The organism is Streptomyces seoulensis, assembly GCF_004328625.1.
GTDB lineage: Bacteria > Actinomycetota > Actinomycetes > Streptomycetales > Streptomycetaceae > Streptomyces > Streptomyces seoulensis.
Genome location: NZ_CP032229.1, coordinates 862,752 through 875,559 on the forward strand (window position 1 = coordinate 862,752; position 12,808 = coordinate 875,559).

11 protein-coding genes are annotated in these 12,808 nt (G+C 72.9%); 4 read left to right on the top strand and 7 right to left on the bottom strand.

Going from position 1 to position 12,808, the window contains the following annotated elements:
- Nucleotides 1-305: 305 nt before the first annotated feature.
- Nucleotides 306-1,910 carry an amidohydrolase gene (locus D0Z67_RS04030; RefSeq protein WP_031180223.1) on the bottom strand — a complete coding sequence of 535 codons (1,605 nt, stop codon included), beginning with the start codon at nucleotides 1,908-1,910 and terminating at the stop codon, nucleotides 306-308.
- Nucleotides 1,911-1,970: 60 nt separating this feature from the next.
- On the bottom strand, nucleotides 1,971-2,414 hold the full coding sequence (locus D0Z67_RS04035) for an Lrp/AsnC family transcriptional regulator (protein ID WP_030810457.1): 444 nt from the start codon (nucleotides 2,412-2,414) through the stop codon (nucleotides 1,971-1,973).
- 248 nt (nucleotides 2,415-2,662) lie between these two features.
- Here D0Z67_RS04035 and D0Z67_RS04040 point away from each other — a divergent pair, with 248 nt between their 5' ends.
- On the top strand, nucleotides 2,663-3,106 hold the full coding sequence (locus tag D0Z67_RS04040) for a hypothetical protein (RefSeq protein WP_031180222.1): 444 nt from the start codon (nucleotides 2,663-2,665) through the stop codon (nucleotides 3,104-3,106).
- A gap of 77 nt (nucleotides 3,107-3,183) precedes the next feature.
- Nucleotides 3,184-3,423, top strand: coding sequence for a hypothetical protein (locus D0Z67_RS04045; protein WP_031180221.1), 240 nt, complete (start codon nucleotides 3,184-3,186; stop codon nucleotides 3,421-3,423).
- Here D0Z67_RS04045 and D0Z67_RS04050 read toward each other — a convergent pair.
- The 5 genes from D0Z67_RS04050 to D0Z67_RS04070 all read right to left on the bottom strand — a co-directional run bounded on the left by D0Z67_RS04050 (nucleotide 3,386) and on the right by D0Z67_RS04070 (nucleotide 9,611).
- On the bottom strand, nucleotides 3,386-4,558 hold the full coding sequence (locus D0Z67_RS04050; protein WP_031180220.1) for an acyl-CoA dehydrogenase: 1,173 nt from the start codon (nucleotides 4,556-4,558) through the stop codon (nucleotides 3,386-3,388). The two genes, D0Z67_RS04045 and D0Z67_RS04050, sit on opposite strands and share 38 nt — an antisense overlap.
- Before the next feature lie 220 nt (nucleotides 4,559-4,778).
- Nucleotides 4,779-5,438 (bottom strand): TetR/AcrR family transcriptional regulator, encoded by a 660-nt coding sequence (locus D0Z67_RS04055; RefSeq protein WP_031180219.1) that lies wholly within the window; start codon nucleotides 5,436-5,438, stop codon nucleotides 4,779-4,781.
- An 89-nt stretch (nucleotides 5,439-5,527) separates the two neighbouring features.
- Nucleotides 5,528-6,898 carry a peptidase C39 family protein gene (locus D0Z67_RS04060; protein WP_031180218.1) on the bottom strand — a complete coding sequence of 457 codons (1,371 nt, stop codon included), beginning with the start codon at nucleotides 6,896-6,898 and terminating at the stop codon, nucleotides 5,528-5,530.
- Between the two features lie 171 nt (nucleotides 6,899-7,069).
- On the bottom strand, nucleotides 7,070-8,611 hold the full coding sequence (locus D0Z67_RS04065) for an amino acid permease (RefSeq protein ID WP_031180217.1): 1,542 nt from the start codon (nucleotides 8,609-8,611) through the stop codon (nucleotides 7,070-7,072).
- 43 nt (nucleotides 8,612-8,654) lie between these two features.
- Nucleotides 8,655-9,611: a hypothetical protein gene (locus tag D0Z67_RS04070; RefSeq protein ID WP_031180216.1), complete on the bottom strand. Its 957-nt coding sequence runs from the start codon at nucleotides 9,609-9,611 to the stop codon at nucleotides 8,655-8,657.
- Between the two features lie 392 nt (nucleotides 9,612-10,003).
- Between D0Z67_RS04070 and D0Z67_RS04075 the strand changes: the two genes are divergently transcribed.
- Together D0Z67_RS04075 and D0Z67_RS04080 are read left to right on the top strand one after the other, a co-directional pair.
- Entirely contained in the window at nucleotides 10,004-10,474 is a 471-nt protein-coding gene (locus tag D0Z67_RS04075; protein WP_051887528.1) for a uridine kinase family protein, read from the top strand.
- Between the two features lie 454 nt (nucleotides 10,475-10,928).
- On the top strand, nucleotides 10,929-12,791 hold the full coding sequence (locus D0Z67_RS04080; protein ID WP_031180214.1) for an AAA family ATPase: 1,863 nt from the start codon (nucleotides 10,929-10,931) through the stop codon (nucleotides 12,789-12,791).
- Nucleotides 12,792-12,808: the final 17 nt, after the last annotated feature.

The window sequence follows — 12,808 nt, forward strand, 5'->3', positions numbered from 1 at the left end:
CCGGGTCACACCTTGCCGACCGGCCGGAGCGCTCCCTCGTCGGCGCGAGCACTGCGCCTGGCTGCCGTCGACGGTGCCCCGGTACGGCACACCGCCCTGACCCAGTGGCGCCGCGACGAGTGTGTGAACACTCCCCGGTCGAACGTCCGTTGGTGGACTCGGCCGAACCTACCGGCCCCCCGCCGTCGGCTGTCAACAGCCCCCTGGCCAGCGCCTACGCCGGACAGGGCGCGGAAATGGCGAGGATGCGCAGGTCGGGCGACCGGGCGGCGCCACCCGTTCGGCTCCCCGGGCGGCCCGGGAGATCACTCGCCCGGCCGTACGAACACCGTCCGTCCCCCGACCACCGTCCGCAGGCAGACCGGGAGCCCGGTGCCGGGGGTCAGGTCGGGCAGGCCGGGGGTGCCGGATCGGGGGTCGGTGGACCAGCGGGCCACCCGGTCGTCGGGGGCCTGCACCACGAGGTCACCGGTGTGCCAGACCGCGTAGTCGGCGGGCGCGCCCGGCACCAGGACGCCCGCGTCGTCCCGGCCGATGGCACGCCAGCCGCCGCGCGTGTGCGCGGTGAACGCGGCCCGCACCGACACCCGGTGCTCCGGCGTGCGGTGGAAGGCGGCGGCGCGCACGGTGCCCCAGGGGTCGAGCGGGGTGACCGGGCTGTCGGAGCCGAAGGCGAGCGGCACCCCGGCGCGCAGCAGGGCCGCGTACGGGTTGAGGGTGCGGGCCCGCCCGGCGCCCAGCCGGCGGGCGTACATGCCGTCCTCGCCGCCCCACACGCCGTCGAAGGCGGGCTGGACGGAGGCGATCAGGCCCAGCTCGGCGAAGGCGGCGACGGTGTCGGGGGTGAGCATCTCGGCGTGCTCGACCCGGTGCCGGGCGGCCCGTACACGGGCGAGGCCGACCTTCTCGGCGGCCGCGCGCACGCCCTCGGCCACGGCGGCGACGGCGGCGTCGCCGATGGCGTGGAAGCCCGCCTGGAGCCCGGCCTCGGTGCAGGCGACGACATGCTCGGCGACCGCGTCGGCGTCCAGGTAGGCGGTGCCGGTGTGCGGGGCGTCGGCGTACGGCTGGTGCAGGCAGGCGGTGTGGGAGCCCAGCGCCCCGTCCACGAAGAGGTCCCCGGCCGCACCCGCCGCACCGAGTTCGCGGGCCTTGTCCACGTCCCGTTCGGCCCAGTAGCCGACGACGCGGGGGCCGGGCAGTTCCCCGGCGAGCTTCAGCAGGGCGGTGAAGTCGTCCTCGGAGGAGATCTGCGGGCCGCCGCACTCGTGCACCGAGCCGATGCCGAGGGAGGCCGCCTGCGCGAGCGCGGTGCGCTGGGCCTCGGCGCGCTGGGCCGGGGCGAGCGCGCCGAGGGCGGCCTCGCGGACGGCGTGGTGGTCGTCGGCGGTGAGCGGGGCGTCGACGCGGCTCACGGCGGCCGGGACGAGGTCCAGCAGGGCGGTGCTGACGACGGCCGAGTGGACGTCGGCGCGGGACAGGTACAGCGGACGGCCTCCGGTGGCCGCGTCCAGCTCCGCGCGCGTCGGCGGGCGTCCACCGGGCCAGCGGGCGGCGTCCCAGCCGTGGCCCAGCAGGACCCGGTCGGCGGGGCGCGCGGCGGCGAACTCCCGGACCAGGGCGAGGGCCGCCTCCAGGGTGGGCGCGGCGGAGAGGTCGAGGCCGGTCAGGGCGAGGCCGGTGGCGGTGGTGTGCACATGGGCGTCGGTGAAGGCGGGGGTGACCAGGGCGCCGTCGAGGTCGACCACCTCGTCCACGCCGTCGGCGAAGGCGTCGGCGGCGCCCTCCGAGCCCACCCAGGCGACCTGGCCGCGCTCCACCACCATGGCGGTGGCGAAGGGGTCGGCGGGGCTGTGGACCTCGCCCCGGCGCAGGAGGACGGTCTGGGGGCCGGCGGGCTGCTCACTCATGCCCACCAGTCTCCCCCGTACCTCCGGCGCGCCCGGAACCGGGGCGCGCGAAAGGGGGGCTCAGGAGATCTTCGGCGGGCGTGCCTCGTACGGCGTGGAGAGCACGACCGTGGTGCGGGTGGAGACGCCGGCCAGGGAGCGGAGCCGGGCGAGGAGTTCCTCCAGTTCGTGCGGGGTGGCCACCCGCACCTTGAGGATGTAGTTCTCGTCGCCGGCGACGCTGTGGCACGCCTCGATCTCGGGGACGCCCGCGAGCCGCTCGGCGATGTCGTCGGGGGCGCTGGGGTCGAACGGTTTGACGGAGATGAACGCGGTCATTGGCAGCCCGACGGCCTCGGGGTCGACGACCGCGGCGTAGCCGCGGATGACACCCCGCTGTTCGAGCCGGCGCACGCGCTGGTGCACGGCCGATGTGGACAGGCCCGTGGCCTTGCCCAGGTCCGTGTAGCTCATCCGCCCGTCCTTGACGAGCAACTGCACGATCTGACGGTCCAGCTCCTCCATGCGCCAGAACCTACCGTGCGGCCCCGCGCGCGTGCGCGCGGGAGAACGTCGGGACAACTTCGCGGGGCTCCGATGGCGCGGCACGCGGCATCTGGGGGGATATCCACCGTTAGCCTGTGACGAACGCCACACCATGTGAGCGCGCTGCGTGAGGTTCTCACGGTTACCGCCGAGAACCTGCGGGAAGTGCTTGCTGTGGTCGAGGCCGCAGCGCCTTCACGGCCCAGCCTTTTCAGGGGGAGAATCCCATGCAGAGTGTCAAGCGCCCCGTTCGTGCCGCCGCCAAGCGGCAGCGACTCGTGGTCGAACCCGAGCCGGAGGGTGTCGAACCGGACTCCGGTGACGCCTACGGCCTCGACGCCGACTACGACACCTTCGAGATGTACCGGGTGATCTGCCCGGACTGCGCGCAGGCCATCGCGCTGCTGGCGGACGAGGAGTCCCTGCCGGAGCACGCGCTGTGCGCCTCGCCGTGGAACCCCTTCGGCCTGACGGCCTGTGCCGGTACGGGCCGCGCGGCGGCGGACGCCCGCCCCGCCGACGCCTCCTTCACCCCGCAGGAGCAGGACACCGCCCTGCTGCTGACGCTCCCCCAGGGCCTGGACTGGCGTACCCAGCCGTTCTCGCACGTGGGCGGACCGGGCTCGCGCCCCTTCCAGGTGCCGTTCATGCGCGGCAAGGCCGCCGCCTGAGCGGTGCGGACGACGCTGAACTGACGCTCGATTCCGCCCGCCGGTGACCTGCCCGGCCACGCTCGCGTTGGCCGGGCATGACTCCCACCCAGACGGCCACCGGGCGTCAGCGCCGCGTCTACGTGCCCCGGCCGGCGGACGCGGCCGCGCCGCCGCACCCGGACCCGCCCATCTACACCGAGCTGATGCGGGTCTGGGCGGACCGGGGCCGCACCCTGCCGGGGCGCCACGACCCGGAGTGGACCGAGCTGGCGGCCCCGACGGTGCGCAGGGGGCAGTTCAGCGACTCTCCGGCCCCGCCAGATGACGGGCGATGACCATCCGCTGGATCTGGTTGGTGCCCTCGACGATCTGGAGCACCTTGGCCTCGCGCATGTAGCGCTCGGCCGGGAAGTCGGCGGTGTAGCCGTACCCGCCGAGCACCTGCACGGCGTCGACGGTGACCCGCATCGCGGTGTCGGTGCAGTGCAGCTTGGCCATGGCGGCCTGCTTGGCGAACGGCCGGCCCGCGTCCTTCAGCCGGGCCGCCGCCAGGTACAGCGCCCGGCCCGCCTCGATCTGGGTGGCCATGTCGGCCAGCAGGAAGCGCAGCCCCTGGAAGTCCGCGATGGGGTGCCCGAACTGCCGGCGCTCGGTCGCGTACGCCACCGCCTGGTCCAGGGCCGCCTGGGCGACGCCGATGGCGCAGGCCGCTATGCCGAGCCGGCCCGAGTCGAGCGCCGACAGGGCGATACCGAAGCCCTGCCCCTCCTCGCCGATGCGCCGCTCGTCCGGGACGCGTACGCCGTCCAGGTGAATCTGGGCGGTGGGGCTGCCCTTGAGGCCCATCTTCTTCTCCGGCACGGCCGCGCTCAGGCCCTCCGCGTCGCCGGGCACCAGGAACGCGGTGATGCCGCGCGGGCCGTCGGCGCCGGTGCGGGCCATCACGGTGTAGAAATCGGCGATGCCGCCGTGGGTGATCCACGCCTTGGTGCCGTCGAGCACCCAGTCGTCGCCGTCCCGGACGGCCCGGGTGCGCAGGGAGGCCGCGTCGGAGCCCGAGGAGGGCTCGGAGAGGCAGTAGGCGCCGAGCAGACCGCCGCCGAGCATGGCGGGCAGATGCTCGACCTGCTGCTGCTTGGTGCCGTGGGTGGCGAGCGCGTACGAGGCGAGAGTGTGGACGCTGACGCCGAGGCCGACGGTGAGCCGGGCCGCGGCCAGTTCCTCCAGCACCTGGAGGTAGACCTCGTAGGGCTGCTCGCCGCCGCCGTGCTCGGGGTCGTACGGCAGGCCCAGCAGGCCCGCTTCCGACAGGAGGGTGAAGACCTCGCGGGGGAAGCGTCCGGCGTCCTCCTCCTCGGCCGCCTTCGGCGCGATCTCGCGCTGTGCGATGTCCCGGACCAGGGCGAGCAGATCCCTCGCCTCGTCCGTGGGCAGTTGACGCTCCACCGGCTGCGTTTCGCGGTCGGACATGGCGTCGGACTCCTCCCTGTGCGGGCACATCGGCGGATGTGCGCCTTGGGTGGGGCGGCTCCGCGCGATCGCTCCGGTGGCGCCGAGGGCCCCGCTTCCGGGTCTCGGAGGCGGCTGACCAGCGGCTTGTGCCGTGAGTATGCCCGATCGGGAACCTCCCGTCACCAGTTAACGACCGCTTACTTGAAGAATCCAGCCGGGGCCCTTCCGGGGGGTCGTCTCAGCCGTCGCGGCGGGCCGGCGGCGGGGCCGGGCAGGAGGGGTCCAGCTCCTCGATGGCGCGCAGGGTGCCGCCGAGCGTCTTGACCAGCAGCTCGCCGAGAACGGCGCGGGTCAGCTCCGGGCGGCCGATCCAGTCGAGGGTGGTGCCCTCGACGCTGCACACCCAGGAGAACAGGCCGGTACGGGCCAGCGCGCCGATGTCGGTCCTGCCGTACGCACCGTCGGCGATGGTGGCGACGATCGCCTCGCGCACGCCGTCCCGGATGGCGTGCACCTCGGCGTCGAAGCCGACGCCCCCGCTGACGATGGTGCGGTACGCGGCCTGGTGGTGCTCGGCGAAGCGGAGGTAGCCGTCGATGGTGCGCTGGAGGCGGTCCTTGGCCGGGAGTTCGGCGCCGCTTGCGGCGAAGGCGACCAGCTCGGCGACGGAGTCCTGGACGATCGCCAGGTAGTAGCCGCGCTTGGAGCGGAAGTAGTAGTAGATCAGGCCCTTGGCGACATGGGCCTGGCGGGCGATGTCGTCCATGGACAGCGCGTCGTAGGAGGTGTCCGCGAACAGCGTGCGCCCGATGGCGAGGAGTTCGGCACGGCGGGCCGCGGAGCGGTCGGTGCCGCGCGCCCGGTCGGGCACGGGCGCTGGTTGCTGACGCACACTCACAGTCTGCCCTGGTCTCGGCGTTCGGCGGGACCCGCGCAGTATGGCAGAGGGGGCGGGCGGACCGGCGCCCGGCCGCCCCCTCCACCGGGTCAGCGCACGCCCACCGCCGCGAGCGCGCGCAGCTGGCGCGAGGTCGGGCGGGCCGGGAAGTACAGGTAGCAGACACCGCCCGTACCGCTCTTGACCTGGCCGTTCGCGTCGTAGCGCTTGGTGCGCAACCAGATGTTCTCCCACTCGCGGCGGGCGTAGACCCGGCGCACCTCGGGGTCGCTGGGCGAGGCCGGGTCGTTGGCGATGACGTCACCGTCGGCGGTGAAGCCGATGACCGTCATCAGGTGGCCGGAGGTGCCGTAACCGGCGCCGGTCAGCTCGGTCTTGAGGAAGGACTGGGAGGTGATGGCCGGGATGCCCGCCGCGATCAGGGTCTCCAGGTCGGTGAGCGAGTTCAGCCGGGTCACCACGCCCTGGATGCCGGGGAAGGTGGCCGCGTAGGCCGCGTTGAACGGCCAGTTGCCGCAGCCGGTGTACTGGTGGTCGTAGGTGTACCGGGCCGCGTGGTCCACCTGCGGGTCGGCGTAGGAGGGGTCGACCCAGGCGAGCTGTTTCGGGGTGAGCCGGCCGCCCCAGTACTCGACGATCATCTGCGAGGAGGTCGGGCTGCACCACGCCTCGCCGCCGTTGTCGTACTCGGGGTACTGGCCCTTGTGGATCTCCTGCGAGTAGCGCGGTACGACCAGTTCGCGGGCGAGGCCGGGCGTGGAGGCCGGGACGGTGAAGCGGTCGGGGACGTCGGAGCCCATCGCGCCGGCGCGCCACACGGTCGGGGTCCGGCGGGTGCCCGGCGTCCGGTACAGGGTGAGGCGCAGCCGGTACGCGACCGCGCGCAGGCCGGTGCTCGCGTCGTCGATGGCGAAGGTGTCGGTCCACACCGAGCTCTTGCCGTCGCTCTGGTCGTCCACCGAGGTCCGCTTGATGTCCTCGTCGCCCGCGGCCCAGCGGCCCATCACGTACCAGGGGGCGGTGGTGCTGTCGGAGTAGGTGGCCTGGAGTTCGGTCTGGAGCCAGGTGCCGGCCGGGGTGTCGGCGTTCCAGGACGCGATCAGCTCGGTGGCGGGCACCCGGAGCCGGTGCAGCGGGGAGGTCCAGGTGGCGTACTCCCAGGCGGCGGTGGTGCCGGTGTGCGGGTCGGTGTAGTCGGTGCGGCCCTCGGGCACGGCGATGACGATGCCGGGGCGGCGGCCGGCCACGGTCCGGGTGCCGCGTCCGGTGCCGCCGCGCCAGTCGAAGTACGTGGTCCAGGCGCGGTTGTCGACGGGACGGGCGGGCGCGCGGCCCGCGTCACCGGCGCCGGCGGCCGCCGGTGACGTGGCGGCGGCCGCGGGTACCGTCCCGGCGGCCGCCGCGACGGCGACGGCTGCGGCGAGGACGGTACGGCGGGACGGCTGCTGGGCTCTGCTCATGGGCGCGACTACCCCCAGGTGTCCGGATCGGGACGGTTCAGGTGAACGGGCGTGCGCCAACTATGGAGCAGCCGCCATGCCCCTGCCAGCACTTCGGCTCATGCCACGCCCACCAATATTGGTCTTGGCCAATGGCGGGAAACCGCCGCACCGGCAGGAGCTCCCGCAAGCTCAGACCAGGTCCATCGCCGCGACCTCGTCGGGGCGGCCGTAGCTGACCGGGCCCTGGAAGCGGCGGCGGGCGGTGGTGAACCACCACACCGTGGCGATGAGCAGCACGGCCGCGAGCGCGATCGGCGCGTAGTTGAAGGAGTCCACGGTGATCGGGGACGCCTGCGGCAGCATGAACAGGACGCTGCTCAGCAGAATCCAGGTCACCGCGACCCAGCCGATCGGGCGGCCCCAGCGGCCCAGGTGCCAGGGGCCGGCCTGGAACTCGTCGCCGAGCCGCAGCCGGAGGAAGATCGGCACCGCGTAGGCGAGGAACAGTCCGACCACGTTGACGCTGACGATCGCCGTGAACGCCGTGTGGGACCACCAGCCGGGCACCACCAGGGCGAGCGAGCAGGCCACCGCGAGCCAGACCGCCTTGACGGGCGTCCGGGTGCGCGGCGAGACCGAGTGCCACCAGCGGGAGCCGGGCATGGCGCCGTCGCGCGAGAAGGCGAAGATCTGCCGGGTGTTGCTGGTGAGGTTGGCCAGGCCGCAGAAGAGCATGGCGCCGATGACGATCAGCAGCATGGCCTTGGCGGTGCCGAGGCCGAGCCCGTCGATGAGAATCTGGACGGGAGGCGCGTCCGAGCCGGCCACCTTGGTGTAGTCGCTAATGCTGTAGACCAGCGCGAGCATCAGGATCAGGCCGGTGATCGCCGAATAGCCGATGGCCCGGGTGATGCCCTTGGGCGCGTTGACGGTCGCCTGGACCGTTTCCTCCGACATGTGGAAGCTGCCGTCGAAGCCGGTGAAGGTCCAGCTAGTGACCAGCAGGCCCAGCATGCCGCCGTAAAGCCCGTTGGTGAAGCCGGTGTTGTTCTCGAAATGCGTGACGAAGGACGCCGACTGGTGGTGATCCGGAATCACGATGAGTGCCCCCACGATCACGACGAGTCCGATCAGCAGCCACCAGACGGAAATCCGGTTCAGCAGCGCGACCAGCTGGACGGTGTAGGTGTTGGCGAGACCCTGGAGCACGATGATCAGCGCGGTGATCAGCACCGTCTGGTGGGCGGTGGGCTCGTAGGAGGGCCACTGGAGGGCGACGAACGCCTGGATGAAGGTGGCGGCCGCGTATCCGGTGGCGGCGGTGCCGCCGATCTGTCCGACGAAGTTCAGCCAGCCGGTGAACCAGGACCAGGCGCCCTTGTGCCGCTTGGCGAGTTTACCGGCGGAGAAATACAGCGCCCCGCTCGTCGGATAGGCGGAGGCGACCTCCGCCATGGCGGCTCCGATGAAGAGGACCATCACGGATACGCCGATCCAGCCGAACACGAGAATGCGGGGACCGCCCGCACTCAGACCGAATCCGAAGGACGAGAAAATACCCGACAGGATATTGATGATGGTGAAGGAGATCGCGAAATTGTCGAACGCTTTGAAACGGCGGGTGAGTTTGCGCGGATAACCCATCGCGTGCAGGGTCGCGTCGTCGTCGAGCACGACCGGTCCCTCGGCCGCCGGAGCCTCGGCCCCGGGCGGCGATATCCGTTCCGACACTGATCTGCCTTTCTGTTGGGGGGTGGACGCGTGAAGTGCGGTCTCAGGCGGGTCCGGGCACGGGCAGCCCGCAGGCCCGCCGGGCGCGGGAGAGCTGCTCGGCGGGGTCGCCGAAGGCGCTCCAGGGCATGCGCGAGGCGTACGGGCCCATCGCCGCGAAGACCGCCCGTGCCTCGAACTCGCTCTGGCCCATGACCAGCGCGTGCGCGAGGTAGGCCAGGTCGAGCACCGGGGTGAAGCGTGAACCGGCCACCGTGGGCAGCCAGTTGCGGTAGGCGGCCAGCGCGGTGGAGCGCCACTGCGGCTGCTCCCAGACCCGGTCGGCGAGCAGCTGGGTCGGGTTGTAGCTCTCCACCAGCGCGACCAGCGGCAGCAGCCGGAGGGCGGAGTCGGCGGGGGCGCGCTGGCTGAGGAAGGCGGCCACGTCCCAGGCGGCGTTGACCGTGCCGCCGTGCCGGGTGAAGAAGAAGGAGAGGAAGCGGTGATGGGCCTCGCGGTGCCAGGGGTCCAGGGACAGGATGTGGGCGAACAGCCGCCAGGGGCCGGGCGGCGCGGTGAGCAGGCCCTGCGGCGCGGGTTCGCGCAGCTGGTGCAGCCGGGCCATGGTCAGTTTGGCGACCCAGGGTGTGGGGTCGTCCGGGGCGAGGGCGGCGGCGCGTTCGCAGGCGGCCAGCGCTATCCGTTCCAGCGCCTCGGCGCGTTCGTCGCGCGCGTCGGCGGCCCGCATCGCGCGCTGCACGGCCACCCGGGCCCACATCAGCGCGGCCTCGGGCGACGGCTCCTCGGCCAGCCAGCGCTCCACCAGGTCGGTGCCGGCCGCCTCCGAGGCCAGCACCAGCGAGCGGTGGGCGCGCAGGGCGAAGTCGGACCGGGTCTCGGCGAGAGCCTCGCAGGCGTAGCGGTGACGCCCCGCCCGTACGTCGACGCATACGCTCGCCAGGACGCGGTCGTCGGCCGCCGGGTGCCAGACGTACTGCCCCTCGAATAACTCCGCGGCCATGCTCCCCTGTCCGTCCCGATACGACGCGTCGCAGTTGTGCAGGACGCACCTTACTCATCGGGCGACACACCTGGAACGCCGAATTTCACATATCGGTCGGCGGATTCCGGGGGAAAATCTCCACCGATTGACCTTGAGTCAGCGGGAGCCTCGGGAAGTCGCGCTTTTCGGGCCGTCGGACACCTCGCCTTCACCCCCTACTAGACTGTTTCCGGCAGAACTCCCCCACACCGCACCACACCTCAGGAAACGCCATTCACGACCTCGCCCGCCGGCTGCGCGCCCTCCCCCCGTCCCTCGGGCCGGTCCGGCTGATCGGTGTCGACGGGCACGCGGGCTCCGGGAAGTCCACCTTCGCCGGACACCTGGCCGCCGCCCTCGGCGGGGCGCCGGTGCTGCACCTGGACGACATCGCCACCCACGACGAGCTGTTCGCCTGGACCGGCCGCCTGACCGCCCAGGTCATCGAGCCGCTCGGCCGGGGCGAGAGCGCGCGGTACGCCCCCTACGACTGGACCCTGCGCGCCTTCGGCCCGCCCCGCGTCCTGCCGCCCGCCCCCGTGGTCCTGGTCGAGGGCGTCGGCGCCGGGCGCCGGGCGCTGCGCCCGCGTCTGGCGGCCCTGATCTGGATGGAGCTGTCCGCACCGGAGTCCTGGGCGCGGGGCCGTCGCCGGGACGGCGAGGCCCAGCGGGAGTTCTGGGACGGCTGGACGGAGGCGGAGCGCGCGCACTTCGCCGACGACCCCTCGCGCCCCCACGCGGACCTCGTGGTGCGCGCGGCACCCGAGGGATATCAGGTGCTGCCAGGGCCCGCGAGCCCCCTCCGGCGGGAGTCGCGGGGCCCGGATTCTCACTCAGGGTGATGAGCCGTCCGCTGTGTGCTCAACGTGTGAAGACGGCCGTTCCGGAAGTTCGTTCAGGACCCCAACTTGGCTTGACCCGGCGCCCGTACAGGTCATACGTTCTCCACACACGGCCTTCACGGGTCGTTCCAGAGACACGAAGCCCCCGATTGTTCCCCCGTGATCGGGGGCTTCGTTCTGCCCGGAGTCGGCTCCCGGCCCGCGAAACGCACCGATTCGATCACCCTCGGTGACCGCGCCCCGTGCGCCCCGCATGCTCCCACCTCGTCAAACGCCGTCTGCGGCACCCTTCGGCAGCCGGTGGTCCCACGGGTACGATGCCCTCGGTGCGACCTTCGGGCAGCAGCCTCGCGCACCGGCAACTCCGGTCCGCGGTACAGCGGTTCGACCGCGGCGACCGCCGAGCGCCTGCCCGGCGGGCAACCAACGGGGAGCACGGTTCGTGGGGGACGTGATGGACTTCGGCACGCGGGGCCCCGAGGCCCCGGCCGACCTCGCCTGGGTGCGAGGCGTGGACGCCTACACGATGGGCGCCTACCCGCAGGCCGAGGAGGAGTTCCGCGCCGCGACGCGGATGGACCCGGGGATGGCCGACGCCTGGCTCGGGCTGCACGCGCTCAGGGTCGACACGACCACCGCGCTGCTGCGGATGTTCCGGCACCGCGAGCGCTTCGGCGAACAGCGCGCCCGGCACCGCCGCTCCCTCAACTCCTGGTACTGGCTGGGCTGGTGGGTGCAGCCGGTGCTGGAGAGCCCCCGCGACCTGCTGCTGGCGCACGCCTCGCACTGGCTGGACGGCCGCCACGTGCCGGAGCTGGACCGGGCGCTGGCCGGGCTGCCGCCCGTGGACACCGACCCGCAGGTGCGCTTCCTGCACGCCTGCCGCGCCTATCTGGTCAAGGACTGGGACCAGCTGGTCCGGCACACCGACCCGCTGCTGGACGACCCGCTGCTCGGCATAGAGGCGGGCCTGTTCGGCGGCATGGCCCGGGTCCGGCTGGAGACGTACGGGCAGGCCGAGCCGCTGCTGTCGGCCGCGCTGATGCTCTGCCGCAGCGAGCAGCCGCAGCGCAAGGAGCTGCGCTACTGGCTGGCCCGCGCCCACGAGGGCACCGGCCGCAGTGCCGCCGCGCTCCCGCTGTACCGGGCGGTGCACCGGGTCGACCCGGCCTTCATGGACACCTCCGCCCGGCTCGCCGCCATCGCCGAGGGCGACGGGTACGAGGACGCCGGCGACTTCGCGGCGGTCACCCTGTCCGGCGCCGGCCAGGACCAGATGGACGGCCCCGACACCCTCGACCCGCTGTTCGGTGCCGAGGGCCGCGACCTGAGGTTCGCCGAGCCCGACCTGCCGGCCGGTCCGCTGCCCTCGGCGGGGGACCGCGCGGTCCGCGTCAAGAGCGGGCTGTCCTCCCCGAACCTGCCGGCCGGGCCGACCGATCCGGGCTTACTGGAGGAGGCGCTGGAGGAACTGGAGCGCATGGTGGGCCTGGAGCCCGTCAAGCGCCAGGTGAAGGCGCTCTCGGCGCAGCTGAACATGGCCCGGCTGCGCGCCGGGCAGGGCCTCCCGGTCCAGCCGCCGAAACGGCACTTCGTCTTCTCCGGCCCCTCCGGCACCGGCAAGACCACGGTGGCCCGCATCCTGGGCCGGGTCTTCTACGCCCTGGGCCTGCTCGGCGGCGACCATCTGGTGGAGGCCCAGCGGGCCGATCTGGTCGGCGAGTACCTGGGCCAGACCGCGGTGAAGGCCAACGAGCTGATCGACTCGGCCATCGGCGGCGTGCTCTTCGTGGACGAGGCGTACGCGCTCTCCAACTCCGGGTACGGCAAGGGCGACGCGTACGGCGACGAGGCGCTCCAGGTGCTGCTGAAGCGGGCCGAGGACAACCGCGACCATCTGGTGGTGATCCTCGCCGGGTACCCCGAGGGCATGGACCGGCTGCTGGCCGCCAACCCCGGACTGTCGTCCCGCTTCACCACCCGGGTGGACTTCCCCTCGTACCGCCCCACGGAACTGACCGAGATCGGGCGGGTGCTGGCGGCGGAGAACGGGGACGCGTGGGACGAGGAGGCGGTGGAGGAGCTGCGCTCCATCGCCGGGCACGTGGTCGACCAGGGCTGGATCGACGAGCTGGGCAACGGCCGGTTCCTGCGCACGCTGTACGAGAAGAGCTGCGCGTACCGGGATCTGCGGCTGTCCACCTGTCCGGGCGTCCTCTCCCGCGAGGACCTGGCCACCCTGCGGCTGCCGGACCTGATGCAGGCGTACGGCGAGGTGCTGTCGGGGCGGGCGCCGCAGGACCCGTCGGCGATGTGACGGGCCCCGCGGCCGGT

What these genes read in the sequence shown, in the direction of transcription:
- D0Z67_RS04040 (WP_031180222.1), top strand. Translation starts at nt 2,663, where the DNA reads ATGCAGAGTGTCAAGCGCCCCGTTCGTGCCGCCGCCAAGCGGCAGCGA.
- D0Z67_RS04045 (WP_031180221.1), top strand. Translation starts at nt 3,184, where the DNA reads ATGACTCCCACCCAGACGGCCACCGGGCGTCAGCGCCGCGTCTACGTG.
- D0Z67_RS04050 (WP_031180220.1), bottom strand. Translation starts at nt 4,558, where the DNA reads ATGTCCGACCGCGAAACGCAGCCGGTGGAGCGTCAACTGCCCACGGAC.
- D0Z67_RS04060 (WP_031180218.1), bottom strand. Translation starts at nt 6,898, where the DNA reads ATGAGCAGAGCCCAGCAGCCGTCCCGCCGTACCGTCCTCGCCGCAGCC.
- D0Z67_RS04080 (WP_031180214.1), top strand. Translation starts at nt 10,929, where the DNA reads ATGGACTTCGGCACGCGGGGCCCCGAGGCCCCGGCCGACCTCGCCTGG.
- D0Z67_RS04030 (WP_031180223.1), bottom strand. Translation starts at nt 1,910, where the DNA reads ATGAGTGAGCAGCCCGCCGGCCCCCAGACCGTCCTCCTGCGCCGGGGC.
- D0Z67_RS04035 (WP_030810457.1), bottom strand. Translation starts at nt 2,414, where the DNA reads ATGGAGGAGCTGGACCGTCAGATCGTGCAGTTGCTCGTCAAGGACGGG.
- D0Z67_RS04070 (WP_031180216.1), bottom strand. Translation starts at nt 9,611, where the DNA reads ATGGCCGCGGAGTTATTCGAGGGGCAGTACGTCTGGCACCCGGCGGCC.